This window comes from Athalassotoga sp. (assembly GCF_049965695.1).
GTDB lineage: Bacteria > Thermotogota > Thermotogae > Mesoaciditogales > Mesoaciditogaceae > Athalassotoga.
Genome location: NZ_JBMFWB010000010.1, coordinates 1 through 17,137 on the forward strand (window position 1 = coordinate 1; position 17,137 = coordinate 17,137).

Consider the following 17,137-nt stretch of genomic DNA (forward strand, 5'->3'; position numbering starts at 1 on the left):
CCTGCAGCCTTTGATCCGATAATACCTGCAATGCACATAAACACAGATTTTCTGGTAACGCTGGCAACGCTTAATGTCAAGTTGAACTTTCAAAATATCTTTGTATATGTCAACGTCAATAAATCAAACGTCATGGGTTTCATGTCAAATTCGGATATAAAAAGCAACGGGCAAACTTACAGTTGGTCTTATTATCTTAACAACGTTTATTTTGTTGTTATCTCGACTTTAACCAAAAGCGATCAGGGTTATTACACGTTGAATCTCAACGTTGAAGCCCTTAACTCTCAGGTTGAGCAGTGGACGAGAGGATCTCAATATACGGTTCCGGTCGAGTTCACCGTGCTTTATGAAGATCTCGGTCCATTCATAGCAAGTTACGGAAACATTCCAAACATCGTTTTTAACAGATAATTTTGAGATAAAAAATAAATGAGAGGAGAGAGAAAGTGAATTTTAAAAAGCATATTTTGGGGTTATTCATGATTTTAATCGCACTTATTCCTATCGGTGCTTTTGCGCTTGGAGGTCTTTACGTTACGCCTCTTACCGAGAATTTGCACGGTGCACCTGGAAGTCAGGTAACTTTCATGACATCCATAACAAACCAGTCTAACGTGCAGTTGACGGCCGTTATCGCCTTCAGAGATTTTTACATTGATTCAAACGGAAATTACAGCATGACAACCTTCGCCTCTTACACGCATTCATGCGCACCGTGGATAACGACCCCTTCAACGGCTCCGATTGTAGGTGCAGGCCAGAGTATTCAGGTGCCTTTCACGATAACCATTCCATCGAACGTGTCGGGAGAATATTTTGCGACGATACTTATAAACAACACGGCGCCGAATCAAACCGGCAGCATAATAGTCGGAGTGAATACGGCAGTGCTTATAACGCTTAAAATAGATAACATGCCTATGACTTATCAGGCACAATTCAAAGGAGTTAAACTCTACAGCACCAATTCGGATAATTTGCCGGCCAACTTTCCAAGCGGTCTTAAAGGTTCCGGTATACCGTACGCACTTGAGATGGATTACACCAACACGGGAAATTCAGTGGTAGGACTTGATGGCCAGTTTAGGCTTGTGTCCGATACGCTTCATCAGATTGTCTACGCGACAAGTCTTGCAAGGCAGGCGACCCTAGCCTTCCCGGGCATAACAAGGACGATATGGATCCCAATCAACAGAATCGTTCCAAATGGCGATTACAGGGTTTTGCTTTCAGCAAATCTTGGAAACGGGATCATGACAAGTCAGAGTTTCAGCATGAAGGTTACAGATCAGAAGATAAGCCCATTCCCGTTTTTGAGTACGGATAAATATATAATAAACATACCGTTTCAGGTTCCGAATGCCTTTTTGAATACAAATTTCAACGTTCAAAGTCTCGATTACAGGATTTCGGATGTGAAGTTTGAACTGGTTGGCATGGCGCAATCCTATCAAGGGCCTGTCGTAGAGGCACCACTCAATCAAAGTTTATTTGGAAATTTAAAGGTTTATCCTAATCCTTTGGTGGTATATCCTTACGCAAGCAGAAACGTCGTCATCGCCGGTAAAGGTCCTGCGACTGCGCCTGCAAGCGGTGAGTATTACGCACTTTTGAAGTTAAGCGAATCCGTGTCGGGAGGAGAGGCAACAACGGTTGATATTCCGATCGTTTTGTCTGTGGGAAAGTTGACAAAGTCGATTGCTTTAAGTGATTTCAAGGTTACTCCTGACGGATCGAACGTTGACATATCTTTGAACGTTCAAAATACCGGAAATTCGATGACTTATTACGCGGGTGAGATCTTCATAACAGATGCGACAGATCATGCCGTGAACAGTTCGCCTGCCATATTAAGCATTGGAGTTTTGTACTCGGGCGCGACGGTTCATAGAACGATGACTTTGCCTTTCAAGGTTTCAAAGGGATATACGGTAAGGATCGTCATGTATTATTTCAACGATCAAACTTTCAAGAACACGGCGACTGTTTCAACACAGCAGAAGATTAACTGATAAGAGGAGGGGAAGAGAAGATGAAAAAATTTTTGGTGCTTTCTTTTATAACTTTTATTTGCGTATCGGCGATATTTGCGCAAAGCGTTACGATATCTTTCTTTCAAGAGCCACTTACGCAAGCGCTGAACGATCTTGCGACGCAGGAGGGTATAACGATACTGACGGATTCAACGATAGGAGGTATAATAACTCTTAATCTTAACAACGTAAGCATCTCTCAGGCGCTCAATCTCATGCTTATGTCCGGAGGATATGCATGGAAAGAGATCCAGCCGGGTATTTATTTCGTCGGAACTCCAAATCCGGCAACAAACAGTTTCCTTTACCTTGCGCAAATGACGCCGTATCAATTGAAATATATAAATTCAAAGACGCTTTTCAGTTATCTGCCGGCAATCATGCAGCCTTACGTGTTTTCGTCGACGACCTCTCCTTACCTTATCATGATAGGCGCGCCTGACAGCACGAAATCGGCCATCATCTCCTTGATAAGATCAGTCGACGTTGCTCCGAAAGATGTTGTCGTGCAGGTTAACGTACTTGAGATGGACAAATCTCTACTTGACAGTTGGGGCATAAACTTGCAGTATTCGCAGCCGACAAGTTCTTCAAACAGCACGACATTTAACATACTCAATGGTGCGATAAACGCGGCGTTCATAATAAATAACCTTTCGATACTTTCGAACATAAATGCGCTTGTATCAAATGGGGAAGTAAAGACACTTGCAGATCCTAAATTAAGAATTCAAAGCGGACAGACCGGAACCATCAATTCCGTAACAACCACAACCTACCTTTACACGACGTCGGCCGGTCAGCAGACTTTAAGTGTGCCGATAGGCATCAATCTGTCAGTAACTCCGACGATAACCGCCTCAGGTGTTGTGCTTGTGAATTTGACAGAAACGCTTACAGGTGCATCCCAGCAGCAAACCTCTTCAGGCATACCAAACACGATGACCAACACGCTGACAACCTCTTTCACAACTCAGGTTGGCAACACAGTGGCAGTCGGAGGGGCTAATTTCGAAACTTATCAGACTCAAAATTCTAAGGTGCCATTGCTTGGAGATATACCTTTGATAGGCTTCCTTTTCACGCAACAAAACCTTATGAAGGTTGAAAAAGAGATCGTGGTGGTTATAACAGTTGAAAAGGCAGGGGATTAAAATGAAAAAGATCATCCTGATTTCCCTTGTGCTTTTGATTTCCGTTGCCGTTTTGGCTTACGCGTCTGACATGACATCGTCTTTCGTTTTCAGTCAGGAGAGTCTTCAAAGTGCTTTTCAAGATGTATCGATGGCATTCAACGTTTCGATAGTCGTCGATCCGACTGTGAGTGGTAACATCACGATGAATCTCAACAACGTGACTTTGGATCAGGCACTTTCCACTATGTGCAAAGGATACGGGTTGTTTTACTTCAATTACAACGGTGTTTATTTCATCGGGACGAATATGTCTTCCATGTCGATGAAAGCAGCCGGTTATTCAGAACGCGCAATAACACTTAAATATCTTTCTTCTTCGGATGCTATGGCTTTTTTGCAGCCTTACACTGATTACATAACGTATGCGCCGTCTTACCCATACCTTTTCTTCTTTGGCCCGGACAACGTTTACAACAAAGTTGCCTCTGCGATTAAATCCGTTGATGTGCCGGGATCTAATGTTTACGTTGTTTACAACATTTACAGCATGTCAAGCAATGCTTACCAGATATGGCAAAATGCTTTTTACTCGAGTTATTTAGCACCAGGTCAATTCAATAGCACGAATTTTGAATTCTTCAGGCAATTTTACAATTCAATGAAATTTGTCGGAAATGGATTTGCGATTGCCAACGCGGGAAAGAGTGTTCAGTTCACGACAAATTATTTGCCTGCCGCCGCCATGAACATGAATGTCAATGTGAATTCGGTAAGTGCGACTCAGGCAAATCTAACCTTTAATTTATCGGCACAGAGTACAAGTTCGAGCACCATGCAGGGTACTCCTGCTTACGTAGTTCAGGCAAATTCAACGGTCACAGTGGGGGCTAATAGAATGGCCGTTGCTGCTTTTACGAGCGGAAATTCAAATTTCATAGTTACCGTTTCCACAGTCAGAAGCGCTCCGAGCACGTCAATTTTCACTTTGATGAACACTTGGGGCCCAAAAGTAAGGATGTACAACCTTGTTATGGATTACAACAGCAAAGACAACACATTCAAAGCGCTTGGAAATTACGGCATCTTCGCACTTGGCCTTAATCTCGCGCAAAGTGCTCCTTTTCAAATATATGCGGGCATATCAAGCCAAATTGCGGTAGGCCTTCAAGGATATCTTTTAATAGGCGGACCGATCTTTTCAAATTTGTCCAACGTCAACAATTACAAGGGAGAAATTGCGCTCGTTCAGTATCCTGATTTCAAATCAAATTTAATTTCTTCAGGTGTTGTGACTGTAAAGGCGTCTTTGACATCGCTGACAAATTTTTATGTTCAATACAACGGAAATCTTGAATACAAAATAGACAATATCGCTTTGGGAGGAGAACTGTCTTACAATTACACGCAATTAACAGGAAACAGCAATTTTGATCTTTACGGTTCGATTGGTTTGGTTTACGACGGAGAAATTTTGAGAGTGCTTTACTCTCCGATTTCAAGCACTTTCAAGTTTGAAATGAATTGGGGTGGTTGAGTTTGAGGAAAATATATGTGCTTTTGATCTTGATAAGCATTATAGCGACGTTGTCTTTTGCGGATAACTGGCTTAACGCACAGACAGAAATTCAAAAGAGTTTCAATTCCAACTCGCCAGGCCAAAATTTGCAGAATCAATTGCTTGGCTCTACAAACACGAATAACAGTTTCTTGAATTTAGGATCGAGTGTGAGTCTTTTAGACAGTAATAATATACATGATAAAGGTACTTATTATTTAACGGTAAGTATTTCAAATTCTGGGACAACCACAATTGAATGGACATTACCTAATAATGCTTTGCCCGGTAATGTTAATTGGTGGACAACAGGTAGTGGTCAGAATTTCGTGAGTAAAATAGCAACGTCGAATACTTCAAATAACATTTCTATATCTATATATATACCTGCTGGCACATCACCAGGAACTTATAATGAAGTAATAACTTTAGCAACTGGAAATCCAGGACAAGATTCTAATGTATGGGAATGTTTTATAGATCTAACCATTGTATATAAGGCCCAAAGTTACATCGCGACTGCGACATCTTACGACGCATCTTTTTGCGGCGTAACGGGAAATGTTCTCACAAATTCTTACACACCATTTGATGGTGGAGTCTTACTTGCAAAACTTGCTGTTCAATCAAATATGTCAATGATAACAGTTGAAGTCTCGACAGGTGTTAATGGAGGTAGTCTTACATCCGGAATAAGCCCGTCAGGTCTTCCCAACGGTATGACACTCCATTACAGTAATAATTATACTGAAAATGGGAATGTATTGACATTGCCGATAGGTTCAAATCCATATTCAGGCGAACTTGATATATTTGCTTCTAACAGTATAGCATCATGGGCGACACCGGGACAGACAACGATTCAATTTGAATTCACAATAGTACCAAAGGGCAGTTATTGATTCCTCTGGTGAATATTTGAAACAAGCCTAAATGTCCGGGCTTGTTTTTTTATTCTACATTCAAACTCTATTCATGTACGATTTTATTTCATCCACAAAAATTTCTATATCTTTAAGATCTGTTGTGATAATCTCATAGAGTTCTTCGTTGCTAATTTCGTTGTATAAATGCACTATTCTGTTCCTATAACCGGCCATTTTAACAATTTTTTTCGATAATTCTGCATCAACAATTTCTTTCTCTCCTAAACCCTTTGCAATTGCTTTGTACTCTGTCGATAGTTCGATGTTACCTGTTTTGGACAAAATGTGCCGGCCCACATCAAAAATGCATTCAAGGCTTCTTCTTAGATAACTTTCAGCCGCTGCAGATAAAATAGGATTATCGATAAAATGATTTTTATCAGTTTCTGATATTGCCTTCAATTCTTTTGTATACTCAGCAAGCATCGAGAGCCTTTCAGATATCAAATCTTTGTTTATCATATATCTTCTAACCTTTCCTCATAATATTTATCAAGTACATATTTGAAATCAGCCGCGTGTTTTAAGATTTGCTCCTCGTAAAAGTCTTTAAATTTCTCGGATTCACTGTAAACGCAGTAACCTATTATGGCCTGACATTGAAAAACCGAATGGTGTTCCTGTAAGAACACAAGATCTAATCTGTACGGCAGAAAAATGTCTTCAAATTCATTGTATATATCGGCATATAATTTATATCGATCTTTCAAATTTAGAAGGTCAAAGTTAAATACTATGCCAACATCTATATCTGCAAGAGGATCGGTGATTGTGATTTTTTCACCGTCGATAATTCTCTTTGCGTTGTCCTTTTGTGATCCAAAAAGATATACAAGTCCGATATTGTATTTCTTACTTATATCTTTTATCATGTCATGCCTGTTCATAGATAAACATCTCTTCTGAATTATATCAACCGTGCTTAGATTATATCATGGAAAAACACTCCCGCATCGAGTACGGGATAACAATGGTGTTGAATCGCTTACTCCGTCATTCCTTGCTTGACAAGGAATCGCCTTTTTCAGTAATATTTTACTTTATCGCTTAAATCTTCCAATTTCGGATTCATATTTCTTATAAGTTGTAATTTCCACGATCTTTTCCAATTCTTAAGTCTTTTTTCTCTTTCTATTGCTTGATCGATTCTTTCAAAGTATTCGTAGTAAATAAGGTATTCACAATTATACTTTTTTGTGAAGCCATCAACAATTCCGCTTTTATGTTCGTTGACTCTTCTTAAAAGATCATTTGTGACACCGATATACAAAACGCTTCTTGATTTGTTCGACATTATATAAATAAATTCTGAGTTCACAAGATTCCCCCTATCGATTTTTAAAATTATATCATAAAAACACAAGGCGATTCCGGTTCTTCGACCGGAATGACGTTGAGGATATGGTTTTGTTAAAGACCAGGATGAGAGGTTAGGAGAAAGCCCCGATACCAGTCTGTCCTTGATGCGGGATCGCATTGAAGTCCTTAAAGATGATCCCTGATAGACTTAAAGATGATAAAGTGGTGGTGAGTACTTGAGGCTAATAGAAATAATCCATTCCCTTGATATGCCTCCTTTGATGCGGAAATGCATTTGTTTTGAACGAGATTTCGGTTGGAGAATCGCGGAATCCTAAGGCGATCCTGAAACAAGTTCAAGATGACAATACAAATCAAATCAGGAGCAAGGAATCTGCTCCCGCGTCATCCCGCACTCGATGCGGGATCGCATTGAAGTCCTTAAAGATGATCCCTGATTGACTTGGGTATGGCAAAAGCAATGACATTATAGTCTATCGGAATGTAGCGGTTTGTCGCACTTTGCCACGCACTAAAGGTATATAATATCGTTGGAGGTGGTATTTGTGAAAAAAATTAAGATTCTGCTTTTTACTTTGACTATAACCGCCGTTGCTTTTGTCTTAAGCGGATGTATTCCGGGAACTTCTAATTCTGTGCCCGTTGTGATAAATCTTCCTTCAAACTGGTCATACGTTACTTCTATGGCAATCGGAAATAACATCGTGCTTTTGGGCGGCGTTTTGAATAACGCATCCGGTGCGGTTGGCGAATACAACCTTACAAATGGCATGTTTTCAGATCTGTCAAGTCAAATGCAATCTTTTCATTTTCAGCATGTTAATTCAATTACCTTTTTGAATAACAAATTTTATATTGCAGGAGATAGCAGTAACGGCGCAGATTTTGCCTCTTTGGACCCTTTGACAAATATTTTCACGCCTTTAAATTATTTTAATATCGGAAATTTCTCAACTTTTAAATCTATTTCCACGGACGGCACTTCAATTTTAATAGGTGGTATTGGAAACTCGCCACTTTTGATTTACAATCCTTCTAATCTTTACACTTTCACGCCGTTGAATGTGTCTTACAATTTTGAAGTTAACAATGTGCTTTGGGATGGGAATGAATACCTAATCGATGGCTTGAATCAAGCCTACAATACCGGAGTTTTATATTTGGATAAATCAAACACATCCATAGACGTTAGCCCTTATTTGCCCCTTTACACCGGCGCTCTTGGCGCCGCTGGATACAACGGGCAACAATTCTTAATCTGGTCAAAGAATAATTCCAACTCAACGTGGCCAAATGGATATTATCAGATGCTGAGTTTCAATCCATCAATCAATAACGTCAGTCCCATAACTGCTTTTGCAACCAACCTTTCGATTCCATCCAATGGAATTACAGGGTCAAATGGCTGGTTTGTAATAGGCGGCACTCTTTTGTCTCAACCATATTTTGTGAAATATAACCTTACGGGAAATCCAATCGATCTGTCGTCTTATCTGCCCAACAACGTATCGAGCATTTCAAGCGTATTCACAGATGGAAGTAACATTTACGTTGCCGGAAATTACGCAAATTCAACTGCTTTCTTCGAGATAGTAAAAGGACAACTCTGAGGCTATTTCCGATGAGGATATGGCTTTGTTGAAGACCTGAATGGAGAAAACAGACACCGAAAGTCGAATACTTATTTACTGTGAGCGCAGGGCAGGATGCCCTCTCGATGGCCTCCGCAGCGAAGCGAGGACCAGACATCGAGTGGGGCGCCTGCCGGAGCGAAGATTCGGAATTTGAACTTTGTTTGGTATATTGAAAATGATTTGATGTTGAAAATGCTTTTAAAAGTGGTAAAATTTATAATAGTGTGATCTTTTTAAATGAGGAGGAGATTGTCATGATAAAGAAATTAAGGATAATGACTCCCGGGCCCACACCTGTACCTGTGGACGTTTTACTCGAAGGTGCACGCGAAACTCTTTACCACAGAAATCCAGAATTTTTAAAAATGTTAGAAACAGCGTCAAATGATCTGAAGAGTGTTTTCAGAACAAATGATCATGTTTTCATCCTTGCGTCATCAGGCACAGGGTCTATGGAAGCGGCGGTGGCGAATACTGTGAATCCCGGCGACAAGGTCATAGCCGTCGTTGGGGGTAAGTTTGGCGAGAGATGGGCAGATCTGTGCAAGGCTTACAACGCTAACATGATAGAGTTAGACGTCGAATGGGGAGATTATTTAAGACCTGAACAGATCAAAAAGTTGTTAGATCAGAATCCGGACGTGAAGGTTGTCTTTACAACGTTAAGCGAAACATCCACAGGCGTCGTTAACGATATAAAATCAATAGCAGAGATCGTAAAAAAGACGAACGCATTGCTTGTGGTGGATGCGGTGAGCGGAATTTTGGCAGAGCCTCTTGAGACCGATCTGTGGGGTGTCGATATCGTCGTGGCAGGTTCTCAAAAGGCCTTCATGATGCCTCCCGGTCTTGCCTTTGTTGCCGTATCCGGCGAGAAAGCATGGAAGAGGATTGAAGAAGTTAAGTCTCCGAGATATTATTTTGATCTCAGAGCATACAAGAAATCTTACACCGATACCCCTTACACAGGGGCGGTAAATTTGGTTTATCAGTTGAACAAAGGTCTTGAAATGATAAAGTCTGAAGGTATTGAAAATGTCTGGGCACGGCATGCCATCTTCGGAAATGCTGTCAGAAAAGGCGTAAAGGCTTTAGGGCTCGAACTCTTTGCCAAAAAACCCGGAAACGTGGTGACGGCCGTTAAGGTGCCGGAGGGTGTAGACGGATCGAAGTTTTTGAAGTTCTGCCGTGAAGAATACGGTATGGTCTTTTCGGAGGGTCAATCTCAACTCAAAGGAAAGATTTTCAGGGTTTCAAATCTCGGTTATGTGGATAAATTAGATATCATATCTGCGGTCGCGACCATAGAAATGGCTATGAACAAGTTCGGGAAAAAGGTACCGATGGGCGCCGGTGTAAAGGCCGCCGAAGAAGTGCTTTTGGGAGATGAAAGATCATGAAATTCAAAGTTTTGGTTAACGATCCGCTTGCACCTGATGCGATAAAGATTCTTAAAGGTGCGAATTTAGACGTGGAAGAAAGGGAATACTCCAAAGAAGATCTGCCAAAGCACATCGGCGAATATGACGGAATAATAGTCAGAAGCGCTACCAAAGTTACGAAAGAGGTCATAGAGGCCGGCAAAAAGTTAAAGGTCATAGGACGTGCGGGTGTCGGCCTTGATAACATAGATCTTAACGCTGCGAAAGCGCACAGTATAACTGTTTTGAGCACGCCAACGGCAAATTCGATAAGTGTTGCCGAACTGGTCTTTGGCTTTATGATCTCTGTGTCACGCCATCTTGTAACTGGCACAACAACGTTGAGAGATGGAAAATGGGAAAAGAAAGCCCTCGACGGGGTTGAACTTTACGGGAAAACGCTTGGCATAGTTGGGTTTGGAAATATAGGGGCAGAGGTTGCAAAAAGGGCCTTTGCTTTTGGCATGAAGGTCATAACTTACGATGTTATACAGAACAAACGCGGTCTTGACGTTGATTTTGTTCCTTTAAATGATCTGCTTAAAAATTCAGATTACATAACGGTCCATCTGCCGCTTTTGGATTCGACAAAGCATATCATATCCGATGGGCAATTTTCGATGATGAAAAAATCCGCAATCTTCGTTCATGCCGCACGCGGCGGGATAGTAGATGATAAGGCACTTTTGAACGCTTTGAAGTCAGGTAAAATTGCCGGCGCAGGTCTCGATGTCTTTGAAGTAGAACCTCTGGACGATACCGGCCGTCAGATCGTCTCGATGCCAAACGTCGTGGCGACGCCGCATTTAGGTGCGTCTACGGAAGAAGCCCAGTTACGTGTTGGTCGCGAGATAGCGGAAAAAGTCGTCGACTTCTTTAAGGGGGTAAAATAAATGATTTCTCCGAAAGATGTGCTTAAAAAGGCTCAGGAATACGAAAAAGATGTTGCACAGTTTTTGAGAGACATCGTTGCGATTCCGAGCTATTCGGGTCAGGAAAAGGCCGTCGTGGACAGGATTGCGGTGGAGATGAAAAAGGTGGGCTTTGACGAGGTCAAAACAGACGGCCTTGGAAATATCTTTGGAAGAATAGGCAACGGAAAGACGAAGATCGTCATGGATGGGCACATTGACGTTGTCGGCGTCGGAGATCCGACCCAGTGGAAGTACGATCCGTTCAAGGGCAAAATGGAGAACGGCATAATCTACGGAAGGGGCGCGGGAGATCAAAAGGCCGGCATGGCTTCAATGGTGTACGGCGGAAAGATCATAAAAGATCTGCATCTGGAAGGCGATTACACACTTTACGTCGTCGGATCCGTGATGGAAGAGGAATGCGACGGGATGTGCTGGCAGTACATAGTCAAAGAGGATAAATTCGTTCCCGATTACGTGGTCATAACGGAGCCTACAAATCTCAACATTTACAGAGGCCATAGAGGAAGAATAGAGGTTGAGATCCGCACCAAAGGGAAATCTGCCCATGCTGCAATGCCCGAACGAGGTGACAACGCGATTTACAAGATGGCAAGGATAATTTTGGGAATTGAAAAGTTGAATGAAAAACTCAAAGTTGATCCCTTCTTAGGCAAAGGCACGGTTGTGGTTTCGCAGATCTTCTTCAAATCACCATCTGAAAATGCCGTTGCGGATGAATGCACGATACATCTGGACCGAAGGCTTACAATAGGCGAGACGAAAGAAAGCGCAATAGAGGAATTCAAAAAAGTTATAAAAGAAGCAGGCGTCGAGGCAGAGATAATCGAACTTACGTATCACGGAAAGGCTTACACGGGAAAGGAATACTCTTCGGAGAAATATTTCAGAACATGGGTTATGGACGAACATTCGGAGATCGTCGATGCGGCGGTCAAAACTTACAAAGAGGTGTTTGGATCCGATCCGAAGGTAGATAAATGGAATTTTTCAACCAATGGTGTCGCAACGGCAGGCCTTTTCAAAATACCGACAGTCGGATTCGGCCCTGCCAATGAGATATACGCGCATGGAATAAACGATCAGGCGCCGGTGGATCATCTTGTCAAAGCGGCTGCCTTTTACGCATATTTTCCGCAAAAAATTCTTAAGAAGGGATGATAAAATGGGTACACTCTTGAGAGGAAAACATTTCATAACAACGCAGGATTTCACGAAAGAAGAGATCGATCTTATGTTGGACACGTCTTTCGATCTCAAAAGGATGTTTGCACGCGATGAGTTAACTCCGTGGCTGCTTTACAAAACGGTTTTCATGATTTTCTACGAAGAGTCAACAAGAACGAGAAATTCCATAGAAGCAGGCATAACACAGTTGGGAGGTCATGCGCATTACCTTGTGCCAGAGATGATGCAGGCGCACCATGGTGAAACACCTGCCGATACGGCAAAGGTTTTGAGCAGATTCGGTCATGCGATAGCCGTAAGAAATTGTTTCTTTGGAGAGGGAAACAAATTTTTAAGAGATCTTGCAGAAAATTCAAGAGTGCCTGTTTTAAGTCTTCAAGATGATGTTTACCATCCTATGCAGGTTTTGGCCGATCTTATGACCATTCAGGAAAGATTCGGCAAGAATTTAAAAGGTTTGAAGGTTGGAATAAGTTGGGCTTACGCCGAAAGCCATCTCAAACCGCTTTCTGTGCCTCAATCTCAGATATTGCTCTTTGCAAGGTATGGAATGGATATAACTTTGGCATACCCCGAAGGCTTTGATCTCATGCCGGATATCGTCAAGCAGGCGCAGGAAAACGCAAAGACCGGCGAAGGAAAGTTGACGATAACCCATAACATGGATGATGCTTTCAAAGGTGCGGATGTCGTAATTCCAAAGTCGTGGGGCGGATTCTACACAATTCCAAATCCTTTGGAGGCTTCGAAGTACAAAGATAAGATATGGGCCGAAGCCGCAAAGCACAAAGACTGGATATGCAATGAAAATCGTATGAACCTCACGAACAAACATTCGGTTTACATGCACGCACTGCCTGCAGACAGAGGAAAGGAAGTTGTTGATTCTGTAATAGACGGACCGCATTCCATAGTCTGGGACGAGGCAGAAAACAGGCTTCACACGGCAAAGGCTGTCATGGCTTTGACCATGGGAGGCAGGCCTTGAACGATTTAGGCATCATCGATGGAAAGGTCTTTGATGGTTTTAAAACTTACAGGGCAAATATATACATCAGAGATGGTCGCATAACAGCGATCACCTCTGATTATCTTGAAGCAAAAGAAAATTACGAGGTGTTTGGCAAGTACGTCATGCCCGGTCTTATAGATCCTCACGTGCATTTTGCGCTTTCTTTAGGCAAATACAGATCGGCGGATGATTTCGAATCGGGCTCCGTAAGCGCCGCTTTTGGGGGAATCACGACTTACATCGACTTTTTAGATCCCGTTACTCACGAAAACGAGATAGATGAAAAGTTTTTAAAGAGATTGGAAGAGGCAAAAAATTCTCACATAGATTATTCATTTCACATGACGATAGCCCATCCGGATATCGAGCCGGTTACCCTTGCAAAACGCACGCTTTCGTTAGGCATAAACAGCATAAAAACCTTCACAACTTACAGTACGTCAAATCGCATGACGGGTAACGGGTATATTTTGGATTTACTCGCAATCACGAAAAAATATGGAATAATTGAAACCTTTCATGCCGAAGATGATGCGATGATACTTTACAGATCGAAGATGAAAGAAAGACATTTACCCCAGGATCTGCCATTTTTGCATCCGTCGGAGTCAGAAGCATCTGCCGCGATGAGTATAGCGACAATCGCAAAATTGACAGATGGTCAGGCATACATAGTTCACAACTCAAGCGGTTTTTCCGTCAAAATGATAGAAAAATTAAACGCTTCTGAAAATGTAAGACTTGAAACGTGCCCTCAATATCTCGTGCTAAATGACGCTTTGTATCAAAAAGATGATGCCTATCTTTACACGCTGGTACCGCCTTTAAGATCACGTTTGGAATCATCTTATTTATATGAAGCGGTTGAAAACGGGTTGATCTCGACAGTAGGAACAGATCATTGTCCGTTCAAAAAAGCGGAGAAATTTGAGAATAAACTCGATTACGATTCCATGCCAAACGGAATAGGCGGAGTTGAGACTTCTTTTGTTTTGCTTTACAACGAAAATTGTTCGGAAAAAAACGTTAACGATCTCGTGAGGTTGCAAAGCGTCAACGTGGCCGAAACTTTTGGCCTTAAAAATAAAGGTAAAATCGTCGTAGGTGCCGATGCGGATATAGCGATTTTCGATCCGTCGATTCAATGGACCATCGGCATATCAAACTTGCATACGAAAGCAGATTACACGCCATACGAAGGAAAAAACGTGAAGGGGAAGTTCGTTTCTGTCATATCGAGAGGAAGATTCGTCGTCAAAGACGGACAATTTGTCGGAAAACGGTTAAGAGGTAAGTTTGTAAGAAGGGGGAAAGTCTTTTGGCCTACACGATCGGGAACGCCATGGTTTATACGGGAGATGAATTCATAAGGGAAGGTTATGTTTCTTTTGAAGATCGCGTGATTTCAACCGGCAGAATGGATGAGTTGAAATCAAAGATCGATCGTGATGCACATGGAATGCTTGTAATGCCCGCATGGATCAACGCGCACACACACGTTTATTCCACTCTCGCACGCGGGATGAGTCTGCAATTCAATCCAATGTCATTTACTCAAATTTTGGAACAACTCTGGTGGAAACTCGACAGGAAATTAGGACAGGTCGAAATAGAATCAAGTGCTTACGTTGCGGCTGCGGAGTTCATACACGCCGGAGTATCTACGATCTTCGATCACCACTCGAGCCAGAACTTTGTGAAAGGCGCGCTTCCGATTTTGAAGAGATCGATTGTGGATGTTGCGGGCATGCGTGGCATATTCTGTCACGAGACAAGTGACAGAGACGGTACCCAGATCGAATCCATAGAAGAAAATGTTGATTTTTTCAAATCCAATCACAACGAAAAGAGTGCCGGTATGATGGGCCTCCATGCCTCTTTTACGCTTGGAGATCGAACGCTTAGAGAAGTTTCGAAGGCATGTGATGGACAAATTCCGATTCACATTCACGTTGCCGAAGGAATTGAAGACGAACTTTATTCGATAAACGATCATGGAATGAGGATAATTCCAAGATTGGAAAGTTACGGTCTTACCATTCCGAATTCGATATACGCACATTGCATTCACATAGATGAATCGGAAGCCAATTTGATATCTAAAAACAAAGGATACGTGGCAAATACCACTCAATCAAACATGAACAACGGTGTTGGTGTGGCCGATCTGGAGATGATCAGATCAAATGGTGCAAAGATGGTTATGGGCAATGACGGTTTCGGCTTTTCACCGGTATTTGATCTCAGATCAACCGTTTTGGGACAAAAAAATCTTTACAAATCTCCGACTGCATTTTCAACTTCCGATCTCAAATCGATAATCGAAAATACTTTTGAACTCGCGTCTAATCATTTGAAAGTGAAATTCGGGAAGATAAAATCAGGATATGCAGCCGATTTGGTTATGATCGAATATGATCCTCCAACCCCGATAGATGAAAAAAATTTCTGGGATCATCTTTTTTTCGGTATAACTGAAAGCCGCGTTAATTCCCTTTACGTTGCCGGTAAGCCTTTGATGATAGATAACGAAATAAAAGTCTTTGATGAAGTTGAAGTGAGAAAGGCATCCAGAAAAGTTGCGGAAACTCTTTGGAAGAACTTGTGAGGAGGGATTTTGAATGGATCTTTCTACCGAAATAGCCGGAATGCATTTCGCAAATCCTCTTTTGCCGGCAGCAGGTCCTTTGACCGGTGATGATAAAAAAATGAAATACATCGCTTCTTTGGGAGTAGGAGGAATGGTCACCAAGACCATATCGACGGAAGGGGCTAAAGTGCCGAGACCGTGCATCGTTGCCACAAAAGATTACGTCGTCAATGCCGAACTGTGGTCTGAATATGGTCCTGACAGATGGATAAACGAGTTTTTGCCGGGCATCCAGTCTTTGAAAATGCCGAAGATTGTAAGCATAGGCTATTCGAAATCACAGATCGAATACCTTGTGCCGCGTTTGAAAGATTTTGGAGATGCTTTCGAAATTTCAACGCATTACACCGGAAAGGATATAGTACCTATAATTGAAATTGCAAAAACGGCGATAAAATTGTCTAAAAAGCCCGTTTTCATGAAGGTCAGCCCGCATATGCCTGATCCTGTCGAATTTGCGCAAAGCATGAAAGATGTCGGGGTCGCAGGCATAGTTGCCGTGAACTCTTTTGGTCCCGTTTATTACGTTGATCCCAAATTCGGTCATCCCACTTTGGGATCTGAAAACAGATACGGATGGATTTCCGGGCCAATAATAAAGCCAATCGCGCTTTCGATAGTCTTGAGAATAAAGCAAAGTGTGGATATTCCTGTGATAGGGGTGGGTGGAGTAAGAACTTCAGATGATCTTGTTGACTTTTTAGAAGTGGGTGCATCGGCCGTCGGAATGCTTTCTTCTGCTTTGATATACGGTAAAGAACAGTACAGAAGAATCGTAAGCGGACTCGAAGTGGCTTTGAAAAAACGCGGGTATGCATCTGTGAAGGATGCGATCGCGAGCAAGATTGAAAAAAAACCTGCCGAATTTAATGTAAGAAATCCTCAAATAGACACTGCAAAGTGCACGCTTTGCAAAATGTGCGAGTATGTTTGCCCATACTTCGCGATAACCGTAACGGATCACGTTGAAGTTGATACAAATGCGTGCTTCGGATGCGGCCTATGTCAAACGAGATGCCCTGTTGATGCTATAAGTGGCGTGCTTAAGTGAATTATACTAAACTTCTTTTAAGAGTGAAACACAATTTTTGAGTTTGGCGGAGGGCAGGATGCCCTCGATCAGTGAACAGTTTTTCTGATTACGGATCACGCGTTACGCGTCACAAATTTCTCTAATCTCTGAGCCCTAATCTCTGCTTTTTCTACGTGCCATTCGGGCACCTGCCGGAGCGATGATTCGAAATCTGAATTTTATTTAGTGTATTATCTGACGTATGTTATAATTTGGTATAATTTGATGAAGCGGAAAATTTCATAGAAGGGA

The 17,137-nt window shown here is 42.1% G+C and carries 16 protein-coding genes; 13 read left to right on the forward strand and 3 right to left on the reverse strand.

Translation table 11 applies throughout. From position 1 onward, the window contains the following. The 5 genes from ACP5NR_RS04360 to ACP5NR_RS04380 all read left to right on the forward strand — a co-directional run. Positions 1–414, forward strand: a 414-nt coding sequence (locus ACP5NR_RS04360) for a hypothetical protein (protein WP_428006016.1), incomplete at its 5' end; no start/stop codon positions are given. 35 nt (positions 415–449) lie between these two features. Beyond that, entirely contained in the window at positions 450–2,015 is a 1,566-nt protein-coding gene (locus ACP5NR_RS04365) for a hypothetical protein (RefSeq protein WP_428006017.1), read from the forward strand. Between the two features lie 20 nt (positions 2,016–2,035). After that, a complete protein-coding gene (locus tag ACP5NR_RS04370; protein WP_428006018.1) occupies positions 2,036–3,190 on the forward strand; it encodes a hypothetical protein in 1,155 nt (384 codons plus the stop codon). Between the two features lies 1 nt (position 3,191). Next, positions 3,192–4,706 (forward strand): hypothetical protein, encoded by a 1,515-nt coding sequence (locus ACP5NR_RS04375; RefSeq protein ID WP_428006019.1) that lies wholly within the window; start codon positions 3,192–3,194, stop codon positions 4,704–4,706. Between the two features lie 2 nt (positions 4,707–4,708). Next, positions 4,709–5,629, forward strand: coding sequence for a hypothetical protein (locus tag ACP5NR_RS04380; RefSeq protein WP_428006020.1), 921 nt, complete (start codon positions 4,709–4,711; stop codon positions 5,627–5,629). Between the two features lie 60 nt (positions 5,630–5,689). On the opposite strand, the gene hepT is transcribed toward ACP5NR_RS04380, so the two are convergent. The 3 genes from hepT to ACP5NR_RS04395 all read right to left on the reverse strand — a co-directional run bounded on the left by hepT (position 5,690) and on the right by ACP5NR_RS04395 (position 6,971). Then, positions 5,690–6,115, reverse strand: a complete 426-nt coding sequence (gene hepT, locus ACP5NR_RS04385; RefSeq protein WP_428006021.1) for a type VII toxin-antitoxin system HepT family RNase toxin — start codon at positions 6,113–6,115, stop codon at positions 5,690–5,692. Beyond that, positions 6,112–6,540, reverse strand: a complete 429-nt coding sequence (locus ACP5NR_RS04390; RefSeq protein WP_428006022.1) for a nucleotidyltransferase domain-containing protein — start codon at positions 6,538–6,540, stop codon at positions 6,112–6,114. Before ACP5NR_RS04390 ends, hepT begins: the two co-directional genes overlap by 4 nt. A 137-nt stretch (positions 6,541–6,677) precedes the next feature. Beyond that, on the reverse strand, positions 6,678–6,971 hold the full coding sequence (locus tag ACP5NR_RS04395; protein WP_428006023.1) for a GIY-YIG nuclease family protein: 294 nt from the start codon (positions 6,969–6,971) through the stop codon (positions 6,678–6,680). Between the two features lie 547 nt (positions 6,972–7,518). On the opposite strand from ACP5NR_RS04395, the gene ACP5NR_RS04400 reads away from it, so the two are divergent. From ACP5NR_RS04400 to ACP5NR_RS04435, 8 genes are all read left to right on the forward strand, one after another. After that, positions 7,519–8,583, forward strand: coding sequence for a hypothetical protein (locus ACP5NR_RS04400; RefSeq protein ID WP_428006024.1), 1,065 nt, complete (start codon positions 7,519–7,521; stop codon positions 8,581–8,583). A 278-nt stretch (positions 8,584–8,861) separates the two neighbouring features. Then, complete coding sequence (locus tag ACP5NR_RS04405) at positions 8,862–10,007, forward strand: pyridoxal-phosphate-dependent aminotransferase family protein (protein ID WP_428004396.1); 1,146 nt, start codon at positions 8,862–8,864, stop codon at positions 10,005–10,007. Next, positions 10,004–10,921 (forward strand): hydroxyacid dehydrogenase, encoded by a 918-nt coding sequence (locus tag ACP5NR_RS04410; protein ID WP_428006025.1) that lies wholly within the window; start codon positions 10,004–10,006, stop codon positions 10,919–10,921. The genes ACP5NR_RS04405 and ACP5NR_RS04410 overlap by 4 nt, the downstream gene beginning before the upstream one ends. After that, positions 10,922–12,124, forward strand: a complete 1,203-nt coding sequence (locus ACP5NR_RS04415; protein ID WP_428006026.1) for a YgeY family selenium metabolism-linked hydrolase — start codon at positions 10,922–10,924, stop codon at positions 12,122–12,124. Positions 12,125–12,128: 4 nt separating this feature from the next. After that, the gene (locus ACP5NR_RS04420; RefSeq protein WP_428004399.1) at positions 12,129–13,139 is read left to right on the forward strand and encodes an ornithine carbamoyltransferase; all 1,011 of its coding nucleotides are present in this window, start codon (positions 12,129–12,131) and stop codon (positions 13,137–13,139) included. After that, positions 13,136–14,533 (forward strand): amidohydrolase family protein, encoded by a 1,398-nt coding sequence (locus ACP5NR_RS04425; RefSeq protein ID WP_428006027.1) that lies wholly within the window; start codon positions 13,136–13,138, stop codon positions 14,531–14,533. Before ACP5NR_RS04420 ends, ACP5NR_RS04425 begins: the two co-directional genes overlap by 4 nt. Then, a complete protein-coding gene (locus tag ACP5NR_RS04430) occupies positions 14,482–15,771 on the forward strand; it encodes an amidohydrolase family protein (protein WP_428006028.1) in 1,290 nt (429 codons plus the stop codon). The genes ACP5NR_RS04425 and ACP5NR_RS04430 overlap by 52 nt, the downstream gene beginning before the upstream one ends. A 13-nt stretch (positions 15,772–15,784) precedes the next feature. Further along, entirely contained in the window at positions 15,785–16,864 is a 1,080-nt protein-coding gene (locus tag ACP5NR_RS04435; RefSeq protein WP_428004402.1) for a 4Fe-4S binding protein, read from the forward strand. Positions 16,865–17,137: the final 273 nt, after the last annotated feature.